The organism is Rhodanobacter sp. AS-Z3 (assembly GCF_029224025.1).
Classification (GTDB): Bacteria; Pseudomonadota; Gammaproteobacteria; order Xanthomonadales; family Rhodanobacteraceae; genus Rhodanobacter.
This window is the reverse complement of sequence record NZ_CP119392.1, coordinates 2783091-2799528: the sequence shown is the minus strand read 5'-3', so window position 1 is coordinate 2799528 and position 16438 is coordinate 2783091. Positions and strand designations below refer to the sequence as shown.

Annotated in this window: 19 protein-coding genes; 14 read left to right on the top strand and 5 right to left on the bottom strand. The window is 60.3% G+C overall.

What is annotated here, in order from left to right; translation table 11 throughout:
* Positions 1–3 precede the first annotated feature (3 nt).
* Positions 4–417, top strand: coding sequence for a hypothetical protein (locus tag PY254_RS12470; RefSeq protein WP_281012365.1), 414 nt, complete (start codon positions 4–6; stop codon positions 415–417).
* Between the two features lie 48 nt (positions 418–465).
* On the opposite strand, the gene PY254_RS12465 is transcribed toward PY254_RS12470, so the two are convergent.
* Positions 466–993, bottom strand: coding sequence for a methylated-DNA--[protein]-cysteine S-methyltransferase (locus tag PY254_RS12465; RefSeq protein ID WP_281012364.1), 528 nt, complete (start codon positions 991–993; stop codon positions 466–468).
* Positions 990–2507 (bottom strand): AlkA N-terminal domain-containing protein, encoded by a 1518-nt coding sequence (locus tag PY254_RS12460; protein WP_281012363.1) that lies wholly within the window; start codon positions 2505–2507, stop codon positions 990–992. Before PY254_RS12460 ends, PY254_RS12465 begins: the two co-directional genes overlap by 4 nt.
* 132 nt (positions 2508–2639) lie before the next feature.
* Here PY254_RS12460 and PY254_RS12455 point away from each other — a divergent pair, with 132 nt between their 5' ends.
* The 11 genes from PY254_RS12455 to PY254_RS12405 all read left to right on the top strand — a co-directional run bounded on the left by PY254_RS12455 (position 2640) and on the right by PY254_RS12405 (position 11808).
* On the top strand, positions 2640–4037 hold the full coding sequence (locus tag PY254_RS12455; protein ID WP_281012362.1) for a S41 family peptidase: 1398 nt from the start codon (positions 2640–2642) through the stop codon (positions 4035–4037).
* A 74-nt stretch (positions 4038–4111) separates the two neighbouring features.
* The gene (gene hutU, locus PY254_RS12450) at positions 4112–5782 is read left to right on the top strand and encodes a urocanate hydratase (RefSeq protein WP_281012361.1); all 1671 of its coding nucleotides are present in this window, start codon (positions 4112–4114) and stop codon (positions 5780–5782) included.
* Positions 5783–5896: 114 nt separating this feature from the next.
* Positions 5897–6256, top strand: coding sequence for a toxin-antitoxin system TumE family protein (locus PY254_RS12445; protein WP_281012360.1), 360 nt, complete (start codon positions 5897–5899; stop codon positions 6254–6256).
* A gap of 54 nt (positions 6257–6310) precedes the next feature.
* A complete protein-coding gene (locus PY254_RS12440; RefSeq protein ID WP_281012220.1) occupies positions 6311–7291 on the top strand; it encodes an IS5 family transposase in 981 nt (326 codons plus the stop codon).
* 119 nt (positions 7292–7410) lie between these two features.
* Positions 7411–7803 carry an HVO_A0114 family putative DNA-binding protein gene (locus tag PY254_RS12435; protein ID WP_281012359.1) on the top strand — a complete coding sequence of 131 codons (393 nt, stop codon included), beginning with the start codon at positions 7411–7413 and terminating at the stop codon, positions 7801–7803.
* Between the two features lie 68 nt (positions 7804–7871).
* Positions 7872–8183 carry a type II toxin-antitoxin system RelB family anti-toxin transcriptional regulator gene (locus PY254_RS12430; RefSeq protein WP_281012358.1) on the top strand — a complete coding sequence of 104 codons (312 nt, stop codon included), beginning with the start codon at positions 7872–7874 and terminating at the stop codon, positions 8181–8183.
* A 212-nt stretch (positions 8184–8395) separates the two neighbouring features.
* Positions 8396–8623 (top strand): type II toxin-antitoxin system RelE/ParE family toxin, encoded by a 228-nt coding sequence (locus tag PY254_RS12425; RefSeq protein ID WP_281012357.1) that lies wholly within the window; start codon positions 8396–8398, stop codon positions 8621–8623.
* A complete protein-coding gene (locus tag PY254_RS12420) occupies positions 8620–8931 on the top strand; it encodes a type II toxin-antitoxin system RelB family anti-toxin transcriptional regulator (protein ID WP_281012356.1) in 312 nt (103 codons plus the stop codon). Before PY254_RS12425 ends, PY254_RS12420 begins: the two co-directional genes overlap by 4 nt.
* 66 nt (positions 8932–8997) lie before the next feature.
* Entirely contained in the window at positions 8998–10032 is a 1035-nt protein-coding gene (locus PY254_RS12415) for a hypothetical protein (protein ID WP_281012355.1), read from the top strand.
* A 471-nt stretch (positions 10033–10503) separates the two neighbouring features.
* Positions 10504–11121, top strand: a complete 618-nt coding sequence (locus PY254_RS12410; protein ID WP_281012354.1) for a hypothetical protein — start codon at positions 10504–10506, stop codon at positions 11119–11121.
* A 186-nt stretch (positions 11122–11307) separates the two neighbouring features.
* Positions 11308–11808: a hypothetical protein gene (locus tag PY254_RS12405; RefSeq protein ID WP_281012353.1), complete on the top strand. Its 501-nt coding sequence runs from the start codon at positions 11308–11310 to the stop codon at positions 11806–11808.
* 81 nt (positions 11809–11889) lie between these two features.
* Here the strand turns inward: PY254_RS12405 and PY254_RS12400 are convergent, their stop codons facing one another.
* Positions 11890–13224 carry a M48 family metallopeptidase gene (locus PY254_RS12400; protein WP_281012352.1) on the bottom strand — a complete coding sequence of 445 codons (1335 nt, stop codon included), beginning with the start codon at positions 13222–13224 and terminating at the stop codon, positions 11890–11892.
* Positions 13225–13663: 439 nt separating this feature from the next.
* Between PY254_RS12400 and PY254_RS12395 the strand changes: the two genes are divergently transcribed.
* Entirely contained in the window at positions 13664–14002 is a 339-nt protein-coding gene (locus PY254_RS12395) for a hypothetical protein (protein ID WP_281012351.1), read from the top strand.
* A gap of 425 nt (positions 14003–14427) precedes the next feature.
* Here the strand turns inward: PY254_RS12395 and PY254_RS12390 are convergent, their stop codons facing one another.
* Positions 14428–14943 (bottom strand): SRPBCC family protein, encoded by a 516-nt coding sequence (locus tag PY254_RS12390; RefSeq protein WP_281012350.1) that lies wholly within the window; start codon positions 14941–14943, stop codon positions 14428–14430.
* A complete protein-coding gene (locus tag PY254_RS12385) occupies positions 14921–15364 on the bottom strand; it encodes an ArsR/SmtB family transcription factor (protein ID WP_281012349.1) in 444 nt (147 codons plus the stop codon). The genes PY254_RS12390 and PY254_RS12385 overlap by 23 nt, the downstream gene beginning before the upstream one ends.
* 320 nt (positions 15365–15684) lie before the next feature.
* Between PY254_RS12385 and PY254_RS12380 the strand changes: the two genes are divergently transcribed.
* On the top strand, positions 15685–16290 hold the full coding sequence (locus PY254_RS12380) for a DsrE family protein (RefSeq protein ID WP_281012348.1): 606 nt from the start codon (positions 15685–15687) through the stop codon (positions 16288–16290).
* Positions 16291–16438: the final 148 nt, after the last annotated feature.

Here is a 16438-nt window from a genome sequence, read left to right as displayed (position 1 = left end):
TTTATGACCAAGGCACGTTTTGTTCGATCCGTTTCGTTGCAACGCGGCCTGCTGGCCGGTGTGATCGCGTTCGCGCCGATGGGTACGGCCGCCGCGTGGCAAGCCGCCATGCAGTCGGCGACTCGACCACCAGCGTCCAGCGCGAGTTTCCAGCAGGATACCCAGCAGCAGAAAGTGCGCGACGATTTGCACAAGAGCCAGCTGGAGCAGCAATTGCACCAGTCTGTTTCCGACAACGCAAAGCGCCCGTCGGCGAATGATCCGCGCAGTCGCGCGCAACTCGACAGCGCTGAGCAGGCGCAACACGATCGTGATCGTGCCGCCATGCAGGCTTTGGTGAACCGCGAGCGTGATACGCCAGCGTCGCCAAGCGTGACGGCGCCATCGCCAGCGGTTGTGAAAAAGCACGGCCACTGAGCGAAGGTTTTCGCGCAGCGGCATTGCTGCGCCCGGTATCGGCGTTCTTCAGCCGAAAAGATCGCCACCCGTCGTGCGCTGCTCCAGCGCCAGCAGCTTCTGCTTGATTGGCAGCCCGCCGCTGAAGCCGGTGAGGCTGCCGTTGCTGCCGATCACCCGGTGGCACGGCACCACGATCGACAACGGGTTGCGGCCGTTCGCGGCGCCCACCGCCCTTGATGCATTCGGGTTGCCCACGCGGCGGGCCAGTTCGCCGTAGCTGATCGTGGTGCCGTAGGGAATCAGCCGCAGTTGTTGCCACACGCTCAACTGAAACGGCGTGCCCACGGGATGCAGTGGCAGTTCGAAGTGCTGGCGTTTGCCGGCGAAATATTCCTGCAATTGTTTGCGCGTGGCAGCGATCGGTGCAGGCAGTTGCGAGCCGTTTGCTTGAACCCATGTCGGCTGCACCGCTTCCGGCCGATCCTCGCGTTCGAACCAGATCTCGCGCAGGCCCTCGTCATCGGCAATCAGACGCAGCAGGCCGACCGGACTCGCCATGTCGAAGTAGTGGATGGTGCCGGCGGGATGATTCATGCGCGAGATTTCCGGGTGACTGGTGGAGTACGTGGTGCTGGTGCAGCGCTCGCGCTGCTGCGCCACAGGTGCATGACCGCATAGGCTCGCCACGGCCGCCACGCTTCCGCGGCGCGTGTCAGCTCACGTGTGGACAGTTCCTTCGCGCCGGGGTTTGCGGCGCGGCGCAGGATCAGGTCGGCCGCCGGGAACGCATCGGGATGGCTCAGTGCACGCATCGCCATGTAATGCGCTGTCCATTCACCGATGCCGGGCAGCGCAACCCAGCGGGCGACGAACTCCTCCAGCGTTTGCTCGGCGCGAAAATCCACGCGACCGTCCAGCATCGCCTGGGCCATGCCGCGCACGGTCGCCGCACGCGTCGTGGTCAGGCCGATCGCGCGCAGGTCGGCGTCGGCGAGTGCGGCCGGCGTGGGGAACAGGCGTTCCAGCCCGGCGATGGGCATGCCTGCCACCGGCTCACCCCAGCGCTGCACGATGCGCGTCGCCAGCGTGCGCGCGGCCGCCACGCTGATCTGCTGGCCCAACACCGCGCGTACCGCAATCTCGAAGCCGTCCCAGCCGCCGGGCAGGCGCAGGCCGGGCTCGCGTTCGCGCAGCGGGCCGAGAACGGGATCGCCGGCGAACGTGTCGCTGATCATCTGCGGATTCGCGTCCAGGTCGAACATCCGCCGCAGCGTCGTCACCACGCCGAGGATCTGCGTCGGCTGCGGGCAATGCAGTTCGAGCTGCAACGCATGCGCTTCGTCCGGCCACGCGCTCACCCGCAACCAGCCCGGCGCATCCGGCGGACCGAACACGCGTGCATAGCTGAGCGCATCGACCTGTTCCACACCGGGCAGCGCGCGCGTGCGCAGGAACGCCAGCAACGCATCAAATGCATACGGCGGTCGATAGCCCAGCCGCAACAGCAACGGTGCACCGGCTGCCGAACGAGGGTGCCGGCGCAGTTCGCGCGGTTCGATCCGGTTCGCCTGCGCGAACGCCGCATTGAACCGGCGCAAGCTGCGAAAGCCGGACGCCAGTGCAACTTCCGTCACCGGCAACGCGGTTTCCGTCAGCAACTGCTTCGCGAACAACAGGCGGCGCGTCGTGTGCACGCTGATCGGCGGCGCGCCGATGCGTTCGACAAACAGCCGGCGCAACTGCCGTGCGCCGACGCCGACGCGCGCGGCCAGTTCATCCAGCGACTGCTCCGACAACAAGCCGGCCTCGATCAGCTTCAACGCGCGCGCCACCACGTGATCGCCGCGCTGCCAGTGCTCGTTGCCCGGCGCCAGCTCCGGCCGGCAGCGCAGGCACGGTCGGAACCCCGCCGCTTCCGCCGCTGCCGCGTTCGCGTAATAGCGTACGTTCGCGCGCTTTGCCGTCGGCGCCGGACACACCGGTCGGCAATAGATGCCGGTGCTGCTCACGGCGGTGAAAAACAGTCCGTCGAAACGCGCGTCGCGGCTGAGTCGGGCCTGTTCGCAGGTTCTCGGGTCGGGCAGGGCAAGGGCAAGCGTGTCGGGCATGGCCGAAGGCTAGCACCGCCGTGACCGCAAGACTCGCCGTTTTCGGACATGGATGCCGACAGGTACGCGCGTGCTGTACGCGCCGGCGTCGGCGATGTAGTTTCTGTGCTTCATCGCATCCGCTGGAACGCCATGCACCGTTTGCTGGTCGTCGTCTTGTTTGCCTGCGTTGGCATCGCGCCGATGTCAGGCGCCGCCGCGCCGACCGATACTTCATGGCGAATCACCGGCAGCGGCCACGGGTACGACGTGCACGGTTCCGGCGACCTGCTCGGCGAGGACGGCGCGACGGTCAGCTTGCGCGCTCAGCACGCCGATCCCGTGAAGTTCGGCAGCTCCGTGAGCGTGCTCGATGCGACGCGGTATCGAGGCCGCACGATCCGCCTGTCTGCCGATCTGGATACGCACGACGCCGTGAACGGCGCGCTGATCTGGCTGCGCGCGGACAATGCCGCGCACCAGATCATTTCGTTCGCGAATTCGCAGCGCATGCCGGTGGTGGCCACGACGACAGACGCCCATCGCGCCGTGCAGATCGACGTACCCACGGCCGCCACCAGTTTGTTGCTCGGCACCGTGCTGAATGGCAATGGCGAAGTCACCGCGAGGCAGTTGCGGCTTGTCGTGCTGGATACCTCGACAACGGCCAGGGTGGCGCCGGCGAGCGTGCTGGATGCGGCGATTCGCATCGTGCAGGCGCATGCGTTGCATGCGCGCGACGTCGACTGGGTCCGGCTCGTTCCCGAATTGCACGCGATGGCAAGCGATGCCGTCGTGCCGATTGATGTCTATCCGGCGATCCGGCAAATGCTGAACGCGCTCGGCGATCACCACAGCTATCTGATGCCGCCTTCCGATGCCCATCAACATCAAACCAGTGGCGGCGCCACGTCGCCGAGCTCGGTCGAGCTGAAGCCGGGCAGCGTCGGCTATATCGAGATGCCCGGCTATGAGGGCATGAATGCGCCGGCGCGTCATGCGTTCGTGGCAAGCATGGTGGGTGCGATCGGCACGCTCGCGCCGCAAGTCCGCTGCGGCTGGGTCGTCGACCTGCGCCACGATACCGGCGGCAGCATGTTGCCGATGCTGGCTGGCCTGCGTCCGCTGCTTGGCGATGAGCCACTCGGCAGCTTCCGCTATGCCGACGGAAACGAGACGAAGTTCGCTGCGGCGAACCCGCTCGACCAGGCGCCAGCACGCGGGCCCGAGTTGGAACACGATGCCGTGGCTGTGCTGCTCGGGCCGCATACGTCCAGCTCCGGCGAGGTGATGGCGATTGCCTTTCAGGGACGACCCGGCACGCGCTCGTTCGGTCAGCCGACCGACGGCCGCAGCACCGGCAACAGTGCCTTTCCCTTGCCTGACGGCAGCTTGCTTGTGATCACCACCACCGTTGACGTGGACCGCAACGGTCACGCGTACGGCGGCAAGCTGATGCCGGATCAGGCGATCGACGCCACGACAAGCGCCGCCAGCGATCCGACGCTGACGGCTGCGTTGGCATGGCTGGCGGCGTCCTGCGTGCACTGACTGCGCACCTGCACAACGGTGGGTCGAAGCAGCGCGTCTATACTCGGCGGTCTGACCCACCGGAGCGTTTTGCGATGACTGCACCCACGCGTATCGACACCACCCGCACCATCCGCGCGCCGCGCGGTACCGAGCTTTCCTGCAAGAGCTGGCTTACGGAAGCGCCGTTCCGCATGTTGCAGAACAACCTCGATCCCGAGGTGGCGGAAAACCCTGCGGAGCTGGTGGTGTACGGCGGCATCGGTCGCGCCGCGCGCAACTGGGAGTGCTTCGACGCAATCCTCAAATCGCTGCGCGAATTGAACGACGACGAGACCTTGCTGGTTCAGTCCGGCAAGCCGGTCGGCGTGTTCCGCACGCACAAGGACGCGCCGCGCGTGCTGATCGCGAACTCCAACCTGGTGCCGCACTGGGCGACGTGGGAACACTTCAACGAGCTCGATCGCAAAGGCCTGATGATGTACGGCCAGATGACCGCTGGCTCGTGGATCTACATCGGCTCGCAAGGCATCATCCAGGGCACCTACGAAACGTTCGTCGAGATGGGTCGCCAGCACTTCGGCGGGAATTTGAAGGGGCGCTGGATTCTTACCGCCGGCCTCGGCGGCATGGGTGCAGCACAGCCGCTCGCCGCGTCACTCGCCGGCGCGTGCAGCCTCAACATCGAATGCCAGCAGAGCCGCATCGACTTCCGCCTGAACACACGTTACGTCGACGAGCAGGCCAGCGATCTCGACGACGCGCTCGCGCGCATCGCGAAGCACACCGAAGCGGGCGAAGCGAAATCCATCGCGCTGCTCGGCAACGCCGCCGACATCCTGCCCGAGCTGGTCCGGCGCGGCGTCAAGCCCGACGCTGTCACCGACCAGACCAGCGCACACGATCCAGTCAACGGCTACCTGCCGCAAGGCTGGACCGTGGAGCAGTGGTTCGAGCGCCGCCAGAGCGATCCGGTCGGCACCTCACGCGCTGCCAAGCTGTCGATGAAAACCCATGTCGACGCGATGCTCGCGTTCCACGCCCAGGGCATTCCCACCTTCGACTACGGCAACAACATCCGCCAGATGGCGAAAGACGTCGGTTGCGAAAACGCGTTCGTATTCCCCGGTTTCGTACCGGCCTACGTGCGCCCGCTGTTCTGCCGCGGCATCGGCCCGTTCCGCTGGGTGGCACTCTCCGGTGATCCGGAAGACATCTACAAGACCGACGCCAAGGTCAAGGAACTGATCCCCGACGACGAACATCTGCACCGCTGGCTCGACATGGCAAAAGAGCGCATCAGCTTTCAGGGCCTGCCGGCGCGCATCTGCTGGGTCGGCCTCGGCGTGCGCGACAGGCTCGGCCTCGCGTTCAACGAGATGGTGCGCAACGGGGAGTTGAAAGCGCCGGTGGTGATCGGCCGCGACCATCTGGATTCCGGCTCGGTGGCGTCACCGAACCGGGAGACCGAGGCGATGAAAGATGGCTCGGACGCGGTATCTGACTGGCCGTTGCTCAACGCGATGTTGAATGTCGCTGGTGGTGCGACATGGGTGTCGTTGCATCATGGCGGCGGGGTGGGGATGGGTTATTCGCAGCATTCCGGCATCGTGATTGTCTGCGACGGCACGAAGGAAGCGGATGAGCGGATTGCGCGGGTGCTGTGGAATGATCCGGCGACTGGGGTGATGCGGCATGCGGATGCGGGGTATGAGGTGGCTATCGACTGTGCGAAAGAGCAGGGGTTGAAGTTGCCGATGGTGTAGGCGTATCGGTCGACGAACTGGATGCCTAAGGCCGTCATCCCAGCGAACGCTGGGATCCAGCGCCTTCAACGTCTGGCGGGGCAACTTGAAGTTATCATCGGATGATATATAGTCATGTCCAAGGAAGATGCGGGACTGGAAACGCTCCTCTTGCTTCACAACGAGATCTACGACCAGGGCAACGGTTTCTGGATCAAGATCGAAGCATGGCGCGTTGAGGCGACTGAACATGTGCCGCATGGCATCCGCTATGCGCTGACCTTGCACGATCGACATGGCACCCGATTACTGGGATTCGACAATGCACACGCCGTCAAACCGCCGAAACGCAAGCGCTATGCAGGGCGGCGCCTTGCCTACGACCATCGCCATCGTCACTCTCGCGATAAAGGTGTGGCGTACGAGTTCACCAGCCCGCAGCAGTTGCTCGAAGACTTCTTCAACGAAGTGGATCGCGTACTAGGGATGCTCTGATTTATTCCCCGTCTGCGGCATCATAGCCAGCAGTCCCCAGGAAGCCCATCGCCGATGAAGCAGCGTTCGTTCGCCTCGTTGAGTTTTGAAGTCAAGAAGAAGCCGACACGTCGTGAGCGGTTTCTGGGTGAGATGGACAAAGTCGTGCCGTGGGCCGACCTGCTGGCGCTGATCGAACCGAGCTATCCGACCTCCGGTCGTCGCGGTCGCCCGCCGATGGCGGCATCGACGATGCTGCGGATCCACTTCATGCAGCAGTGGTACGCACTGAGCGATCCAGCGATGGAAGATGCGTTGTACGAGATCGAGTCCATGCGCCGGTTTGCCGGGCTGGAGCTGAACGAGGACGCGATTCCGGACGAGTCGACGATCCTGAAGTTCCGTCGCTTCCTGGAGCAGCACGGCCTGGCGGTGAAGATCTTCGAAGCGGTCAATGCGCACCTGAGCGGCCAGGGCCTGTTGCTACGCCAGGGCACGATCGTGGATGCCACGATCATTCAGGCGCCGTCCTCGACCAAGAATGCGGACAAACAGCGTGACCCGGACATGCGCCAGACGAAGAAGGGCCAGCAGTGGTACTTCGGCATGAAAGCGCACATCGGGGTGGACGTGGAATCGGGGCTGGTGCACACGGTAACCACGACACCTGCCAACGTGGGCGACGTGACGGAAGTGGACAAGTTGCTGCACGGCCAAGAGAAGACGGTGCATGCCGATGCCGGCTACCAAGGCGCCGAGAAACGGGCACCCAAGCGCGGCCGCACGTGGCATATCGCGGCCAAACGCGGCAGCGTGAAGGCGATGCCCGAGGGCGAGTTGAAGGATGCGGTCAAGCACACCGAGCACATGAAGGCCGCGGTTCGAGCCAAGGTGGAGCATCCGTTCCGGGTGGTGAAGCGGCAGTTCGGCTATCAGAAGGTGCGCTTCAAGGGCTTGCTCAAGAACACCGCTCAGATACTCACGCTGTTCGCGCTATCGAATCTGTGGATGGTGCGACGAACGTTGCTAGCGTCCGCAGGGGAGGTGCGCCTGTGAGGCGGGAAATCGAGGCGATTGGGGGTAACCCAGCACGGCGATGGCGGCGATATGCCTCACAATCTGCCTTTTCGTCGTAGTCAATCCATATTTTTAGCACGGCCGTCTGGACGGCCATTTTGAACTTAATTGATCAGAGCATCCCTAGTGGAATTGAAGTCATGAAGAAAATGATCATCGGCATTGCTACCCAGGAAGCCATCCGAGCGCGCGCGCTGGCGATTGCCAGCGGCAATCATCAGCCAAGGCCCGATGAGCCGAAGATCTGGTTTACCTCCATGCGTTCGTTGGCTGAAGTGTTGTCTGACGACAATCGCGCATTGTTGCGTGTGATCCGGGAACAGAAGCCCGAATCGTTGAGTCAGCTCGCTGAGGTTACTGGGCGCGCGCCCAGCAATCTGTCGCGTACGCTCAAGACGATGGAGCGCTATGGTCTGGTTGAGATGCAGCGGGAGTTGCGGACGGTGAGGCCGGTGGTGAGGGCGAGTGAGTTTGTGATCAAGGCAGCTTGAGAGGGGATGAGTCTTCCCTGTGTGACGGCGCTAGTCATACAGCTGATCAATGACCATATGGTGAAGTCATGAAAAAGCTGAGCAAAGAGATCCTCGCCCGCGATGCCAAGCGCAATATCGGCGAAGAAGTGTTGGGAGCCATCCGCGAGATCAAGGCCGGTGGTGGACGCCGGTTCGTCGTGCAGGTGAGCCAAGCCACCGAAGCCCGGATCAAGCTGGGGCAGTCACAAGCCGATTTCGCCGCGATGCTTGGCGTCTCGGTGCGGACGTTGCAGGATTGGGAGCAGGGACGGCGCGAGCCGAGTGGGGCGGCGAAGGCGTTGCTGAAGATTGCGGTAGCGGCGCCGAAGACGGTGCGCAAGGTATTGGCGGCGGCTTGATTAAATGGACCTGACCCGAATGGCACTGACTTAAGCATGGGATGTCACATTTCGTCATTCCTGCGAAAGCAGGAATCCAGTGGCTGCAGGTTTTGCCGAGCGCCAAGGGCACTGGATCCCCGCATTCGCGAGGATGACGAGCTTAAGTCAGTGCCATTCGACTCTGACCCCAGTTTCGCACGGACGAGGAGTACGCCGCTCTTCAGTGGTACTTGTCCGAGCATGTCGACGCGGGTGATCTGGTCCCCGGCTCTGGTGGTTGTCGCAAGATGCGCTGGGGCGTGACGGACAAAGGCAAGCGTGGCGGTGTTCGCGTGATCTACTACGAAGTCACTCAGGCAGGGCAGATCTGGCTGCTCGCGATATACGCCAAGACCCGACAGGAAAATCTCCCGGCGAATGTCATGCGGCTGATCAAAAACCATATGGTGAAGTCATGAAAAAGCTGAGCAAAGAGATCCTCGCCCGCGATGCGAAGCGCAACATCGGCGAAGAAGTGTTGGAAGCCATCCGTGAAATCAAGGCCGGTGGCGGACGCCGGTTCGTCGTGCAGGTGAGCCAGGCCACCGAAGCCCGAATCAAGCTGGGGCAGTCTCAAGCCGACTTCGCCGCGATGCTTGGGGTGTCCGTGCGGACCTTGCAGGATTGGGAGCAGGGACGGCGCGAACCGAGCGGGGCGGCGAAGGCGTTGCTGAAGATTGCGGTGGCGGCGCCGAAGACGGTTCGGAAGGCGTTGGCGGCGGCTTGATAAGTGAACCTGACATCCTTGTTCGCCCCCTTCGTTCTGTTCTGAACCTTTTTTTGGAACCTGAGTATGGAAGTTCCTTTCCAAATACATAAAATACCTCAAAATCTGTCATTGAGAAATGCAATTCACTTTTGCAATCGGCTTTGGGCTTCTCCCTTTGTCGAAAAGACACTGATTGATTGTTCAAAAATGCAGCATGTCGAGCCATTTTCGATTGCTTACGTGTCTACGGAACTTCGCCGATTCGCCGAATCGAGATCGGGCACTAGTCTTGAGTTCCAAAATTGCGATAGTGCAACTTATGCAGCATTGATGGGTTTTTTTAAGGCCGCAGGAGCCGATTATGGATACAAGCCCGGCGAAGCTAGGGGGAATACTAATTACATACCCCTGACAATCCTTAATGTGAGTGATATAGAAAGAGAGGCGGCGGATAGCTATGAGCCGATTGGTAATGTTATAGAGAAGGAGTCCGCAAAGCTTGCAAAAATGCTCACTAGAGTAGACAGCGGCGAACTCGTAGACACACTTACATTCTCATTGCGGGAAATTATGAGAAATGTCGTGGAACACTCGCATTCTTCTGTCCTTGAATTTTGCGCCCAGTATTGGCCCACAAAACACAAGGTTGAGATGGCTGTAGTGGATTCGGGTATCGGCATTCGAGAGTCGTTGACAAAGAACCCATACTTAAACATTTCGAGTGACAGAGATGCAATTCATATGGCATTGATGCCGGCCGTCTCCGGGAAAATGTTCAAGGGTGTTAGAAGAAATAATAACGACGTTTGGCAAAATTCTGGTTTTGGCCTATATATGACAAATCGAATATGTCGTAATGGTGGCAGCTTCTTCATATGCAGTGGTAAAAGCGGACTCCTACTTGGTGACGGTAAAAAGCTTGATCTTGATACTAACTTCGCTGGCACTGCTTTGAGGATGGTTATTAATACCGAGAAGCTCGGTGATTTGTCCTTGAGTCTGGCGCAATATCGGCGCGAGGGTTATGAGATGGCCAAACATTATGACAAAGACAGACCAATCGAGCCATCGGTTGCGTCCACGATGCTGTTTAGGGATTTTGATGATGGCGAGAATTAACTCAGGATCAAAAACGGGGTCAGGTTGAAAAACGGGGTTAGGTTCACTTACAACCGTTTGAATTGTTCCGTGGTCGTCGATGAGCGAGATGCATGGCTGCAACGTAGCGCGGAAAAAGGCAGCAGCTTCACTTGCACGCGCTTGATTTCGCGAAGACAGCAAAAACGGGGTCAGGTTCACTTACACCCGTTTGAATTGTTTCTGGTGGGTTGATGCGGCGGGCTAATTCTGCCCAAGCGTCAAGTCCTGGCTTCAGCCGTCGCAATAAGAGGCTAGGTTCAGTTAATTTGGCTTGGTAAATGAACCTGACCCCTTTGTTTTCGGACTAGACTTTTGGCGTGCCTGCCCTCGAAGTTGAAGAACTCACCAGAAAGCGACGCAGGGGTCCTTTTGACTGGGAGAGGGGCGCCGCTGCTACCGGGGATAACAACTGCGTGAAGAACCATGGAAATGTTGATGGAGCAAGCATAAATGAACCTGCCCCAATTTTTGACAAAGACAATTGGTTCTGATCACGAGACTGGATCTGCGCCTGCGATTAGTTCGCGTTGGTTCATGCTATTGCTGGCTTGTGCTTTGGTCGTGTTGTATGGCTGCGCCAATCCTCCCGCGCCCGCCGCACCCAGTCCTACAACAAACCCGCATCCGCGAAAGACATCGCAGCTGAAAATATCAGTGCAAGATGGGGCGGGCATTAACAACGTTGAAGTGGAGTCGATCTGGACAGTAGGCGATATCGGCTGTGCGCCTACCCATCCGATATCAGGAGCTGCCATAGTCAAGCAGGTGGTAACAGATGAAAAAGTGGATAAATTTGGATCTCAATATATTGCTACTATCATTGATGATCGCTTTTTGCCGGGGAAATGCAAGTGGCGCGGCAGAGCGTATGAAGTAAGGTTTATGGATAATGAGCAATTGCTTATCCAAACGGGCGCAGGCCCTGCTGATTTTGATGCTTCTGGGAAGCTAGAGTTGACGTGTATTCCTCCACCTCACATTGGGATATGTGAACTAAGAGCGAAGGAAGTATTCGACAGAAACCATTTTCAAGGTGTGTTTGACGCTACTCTGGAGGTGGAGAAATGACGAGAATGAAAAGAGAGCGGGGTCAGGTTCTGGGAGAAATGGGGTCAGGTTCATTTAATTTGGCTTGGTAAATGAACCTGACCCCTTTGTTTTGACCCCTTTGTTTGCCTTCGTTTGCTATTGACGAGTGGTGCTCAACCCATGAACGTTTGGCAAATAAAGAATGACCTGATCAATAAGGTGGCCATGCTGGTGGTCGCCGATGATTCAGACGACGATTTCTGGGAACAGTTCGAAGGCCACGGCCGGCCGTTACGCTGGACTGTGCCGCCGAAGCTTGAGGTCTTCAAGGAGCGTCACCAAAAGAGCCACAAGCCACGGGCCGACATCAGCCCGTTCACGGCCGAAGGCCTGATCATGAGTTCCAAAGCGCGTGATGCGCTCGGTGATCTCCTGTCGCAGTTTGGTCAACTGCTCGAAGTCGATGTCGATGGCCATGTCGAGTACTACTTCAACCCGACCCACCTAATCGATTGCGTCGACGCGGAGCGTTCGGAAAGGCGCGACTCAGCGGCGATCAACAAACCATCGTTCATCGATTCGGCGATTCCGGCAGAGGCCGCGGTATTCATCGCCCCTTCCATGCCCGGTGACATCTACGTCAACGATGCTGCACGACAAGAGCTGGAACGACGGATCGAGCTGACAAACATTACCGGAATGAGCTTCATGCAGGTGCAGGGTTGAGGCAGAAAGCAAAAGGAAGGAATGGGGCTCAGGTTCATCTACTCTGGCTTGATCAATGAACCTGACCCCTTCGTTTCCGATTCAGCGCGCGCCGGGTGGTGCAATCGCATCACCGCTTCGAACGGTTGGATCATTCAGGTTTTCGCCCTTCCATACCATCGCCCGATGAATGCGCTGCCAGCCGCTGGGATGGTCAAAGAACAGATATTCCTCGACCGGGCCGGGATGCATCTTGCGATATTCGGATAGCTGCACCGCAGCCTGGGCGAAACCGTCCGGCTGGCGCGCGGCGTTCAGGCCGAACGCATCAGCCTCGGCTTCCATGGTGCGGGTGATCGTGTTGTTCACCGGCGTCAGGAAGAACATGAAGATCGAGAACAGCAGCGCGATCAGTGGCAACCCGGCGACATCACCGACGCCGCGCAACCCCCAGCGTTCGCCCCAGCGTCGTTCGGCCCAGCCAAACCCCCACTGCACAAAGGCGAAGCCGAACACGATGATGATGCCGGAGAACGCAATGTCCTTGTAGCCATGGTTGAGCACGTAATGGCCCATCTCGTGACCCAGCACCGCCTTGATCTCTTCGGGTGAGCTCCGCTTGAGCAGGTTATCGTTGAGACTGATGCGGGTGGTGCCGAACAGGCCACTGACATTGGCGCTGATGCGCTTGCTTTGGCGCGACGCATCGAACCAGTACACATCGGTGGCAGGAATCTCGTTGGCTCGCGCCATCGACAGGATCTGCACCTTGAGCGGGCTGTCCGGCAACGATTTATAGGTATTGAACACCGGCATCAAATAAACCGGCGCGATGGTCGAAACGAAGATCGAGAACACGATCACCACACCAGCGCCCCACAGCCACCAGCTTCGCGTGGCGCGGCGGATCACTGCATAGATGATCACCAGCGCCACAGTGCCGAGGATCAGACCGACGATCAGCCCCTTGATCTGCTCGCCGAACCAGCCGCCCAAGGTCAGATTGGACAAACCGTACTGGTGTTCGCGGAAGTAGCCTTCGTAGAGGCTCCACGGCAGCATCAGCAGCGAAGTCAGCACGATGTACTGCAGCGCATAGATCGCCGTTTGCAACCAGCGCAAGCGGGTGATCCGTTCGGCCAGGTTGCGCATGCGAGCGGAGAGTCGGGTGCCCAGCAGCAACCAGGCCACAGCGAGCCCCACCAGCAGATCCCACAGAATCAGCCAGTAGCCACCCTCGAAATAAGCGTCGGAACTGGCCCGCTGTGCCGGCGACAACTCAGCCATATAGGCCTCGGTGGCGGCATTCACGTCGAAATGAGCAGCCGGCGCCGTGCTGACCTGATGCTGCGCCGCCGCCGGGTCAGGTACGGTCTGGGCCCACACCACACCCACAGCGAGAAACACCAGCAACAGCATGCCAGTCAACTTTTTCATGGAAATCCTCACCCCCAGAGAGAACCTGCAAACTACCTGAAGCGGGGAGTCGGTGCCATCCATGGATGACGGCAGGGATGGATTGTCCATCAAGCTGGAGTACGTTTCGTCAGGATGGCTTCGGCAGCAACTGCAACGCAGCACCCGGCCAAGCGGGCTGGTGCATTTGACTAGGCCACACTAACTTGACCTGATCCCATTCCCGTCCTCCCTGCAGGTCAACGTCATGCGCAGGTGGTTCGTTGCGTGCAACACGGAAGGTGCTGCGCTCGCGTGGTTGGCGTTGCGCAAAAAACAGCCTTCAGGCGGGCGGCCATGGCGGCCCTTCACTCCATCATCCAGCGGTTCCATGACTATGCCATCCAGACGTGCCATCGGCTTGCTCGCCTTGCTTGCAACCGCCATCGCGACTCCAGCCATGGCTGCAGGCGCTCATCGCATGGGGCAGCTTGAATGGAAGTATCACGTGGTCGGGACCCCGGAATTCCTGGGGCCACCGAAGACGGGCCTGCGCTCCTTCGTGCCGCCGGTGCCAGCCAGCCTTTCGACGCCAGACCATGTTCCCTGCAACGGCAGCGAGGCCATGGGTGAATTCGAGGCTTTCATCGACGCGAAAGGCGTCGTGCGGGAAGTGCAGTCGCACCACGCGCCGGTTGCAGGCAATCGATGCCAGAAGCGTTACATCCTGCCGATCATCCGCGCCTGGAAGTTTGCTCCCGCAACCTTCGCGGGGAAGCCAACTTCCGTGTACCTGTGGGTCGGTGTATCGGAGAAGTGACGCCACCTGTCTGCCGATGCGATGGAAGGCGTCGGGGACGGCAAAGGTGACAGCAAGTGTGCCGGACACCTTTGCCACTAGCTTCGCTGGTACTCAGAATGCGCCGTCGTCTCGTTGTGCCTGCTCTTTAAGCCACCGAATCAGGGTCTGGGTTGGCGCACGTACGCGCCAATGCAGAGGAAGCACGAGCCAATAGGCAGCACCGAGCGGCACGTTCGCACCTTCGATTGGCCTGACCAGAGCGCCCGATGCCACGTCGTCAAAAACAAGCCGATGGCGGGCGAATCGCTAGGGCAAGACGGCAAGGTCACAGCGTCAGGATCTCTTGCACGCGTATGAAGGGAAGGCAGGCAAACAATTCGCCATCATTGCCTCCGTTCCCTTTGCCCCCGACGCGGTCCGTAATCGGCGCGAGCGAAGCTCCCCTAGTGTGTCGCGACGGCCGACGAGGCGAGCACATCGTTCAATTGCGCGAACTGCTCTTCGGTGCCGCTGGTGCTGCCGGAGTCGATGGCCTCGTCCAGTGCTTCCTTGGACGGATGCAGGTCGTGCATGACGACGCGGGTTTGCCCGTCCTGTTCCTCGAAGGTCACGGTGGTGACCGCACCTTCGCCGTCGCCTTCCTCGTTGGTCCAGACCACCTTGGAGTAGGGCGTCACCTCCAGGTAGCGGCCATAAAATACGGCTGGCTGCTCCGAGCAGGGGTGACTGAACTCCATGCGGTACTTGCCGCCGGTGCGGGCATCCATCTCGCAGGCCAGAAAGGTCATGCCGATCGACGCCGGCGCCCACCACTTGCGGAACAGTTCCGGTTTGGTCCACGCCTCGAACACCAGGCGCGCCGGTGCGTTGAACCGTCGCGTCACGACCAGCTCGCGGTCGGAGACCCGCGTCACGTCCGTGACGTTGTTGCTGCCATCACTTTCTTTGCTTGCGTCCACCGGCCTTCTCCTGTTGTTTGAGTTCATTCAAAACACCGTCGAGCGCGTCGAAGCGCCCGTTCCACAGCTGTTGATGGCGCGCGATCCACGCCGCTTCCTGCTCCAGACGGTGCGCACCGAGCGTGCAGGTCCGCACGCGACCGACCTTCTGGCTTGTGACCAGACCCGCCTGTTCCAGCACCGCGACATGCTTCTTCATGCCGGTGAGCGACATCCGGAACGTGCCGGCCAGCTCGGTGATGGAGGCGTCCGCGCGGGCGAGCTGCTCGAGTACGCCGCGCCGGGTGACGTCCGACAGCGCGGCAAACGTGGCATTGAACGTGTTTGAATAATGCTGAACCATGTGGTTCAGTGTTTCGCAAGGCGAGGCCGTGCGCAAGTGCCCGTTGAAGCAGTGGGTTTGCTGCTGTTGCAGGCTCACCGGCGGTACGTCACACCGCGAAGCCGGCGGCGGTTCCAGCCCCGACTGCCAAAGCGTGGACCGGTACACCTGCGACCGTTCGAGTTCGCGTAGCTGACGGCGATTCGAGCGGAGTCATGGAAGTGGATCGGGTGCCAACGCGAGCACAGATGGACACACTACTAGCGCAGGAAGATGTGTGAGCCAACTTTTTCTGCGTCATGCAGGGATACTTAATCAGGGCGCTCCCGGTCGCGCGCGTGACGGTGGCACTACCGCGGTGCTCCTGAACGAGTATCTTTCATAGCCACCGCAGTCAGCGGTTGCCAGGGGAGACGGACATGACACTGTGGAATGCACGCGTTCGCGTGCTCGCTTGCTCGCTATTGCCCATACTCGCGATGTCGCTGGCGTCGTGCGCGACGACGCCCAAGGCCGAACCACGTGCGGAGATGCGGCCGCTGCCGGGAACGGTCTGGATCAATCCGGTCATCAAGGATTTTGGTGAGGTGCATCCACGGCCGGACGCTGCCGTACAGCCCGATCCGAATGCCGAATACAAGGTCATTGTCGACGTGGTTCATGGCAGCGATGACCACACTGCCGTGTTGGGTTCGCTGCAGCGATTGGCGCGCACCGTCAACCTGCTCGGGTATGCGAAGGTACCTTCGAACCACGTGCACATCGTGGCGGTGATCGAAGGGCAGGCCACGTTTGCTACGGCCAGCAACGCCACTTACCGGAAATTTTTCAAGGTCGACAATCCGAACTTGAAGATCCTGCACGAACTCAAACAAGCTGGCGTCGAGCTGTTCGTTTGCGGCCAGGCATTGGCGGAAGGCGGGCTGGTCGACACCGATGTGGGCCCGGATATCACCGTTTCGCTTTCGGCACTGAGCGACTTTGTCGTTTACGGGCATCTTGGTTACAGCTACATGCAGTTGTAGTTTGCCGACCATTCCGATCCCTTCGCGGGAGGGGCCGGATGCCATGCCTAGTGTCTTGGCAGACTTCCAGCTCGAATCGACTTGCGCAAACCTTGGGATCTGCAGAATTCTGTGGCCGGTCGGAGCGCGAAGAATCCGCAAACCCGGC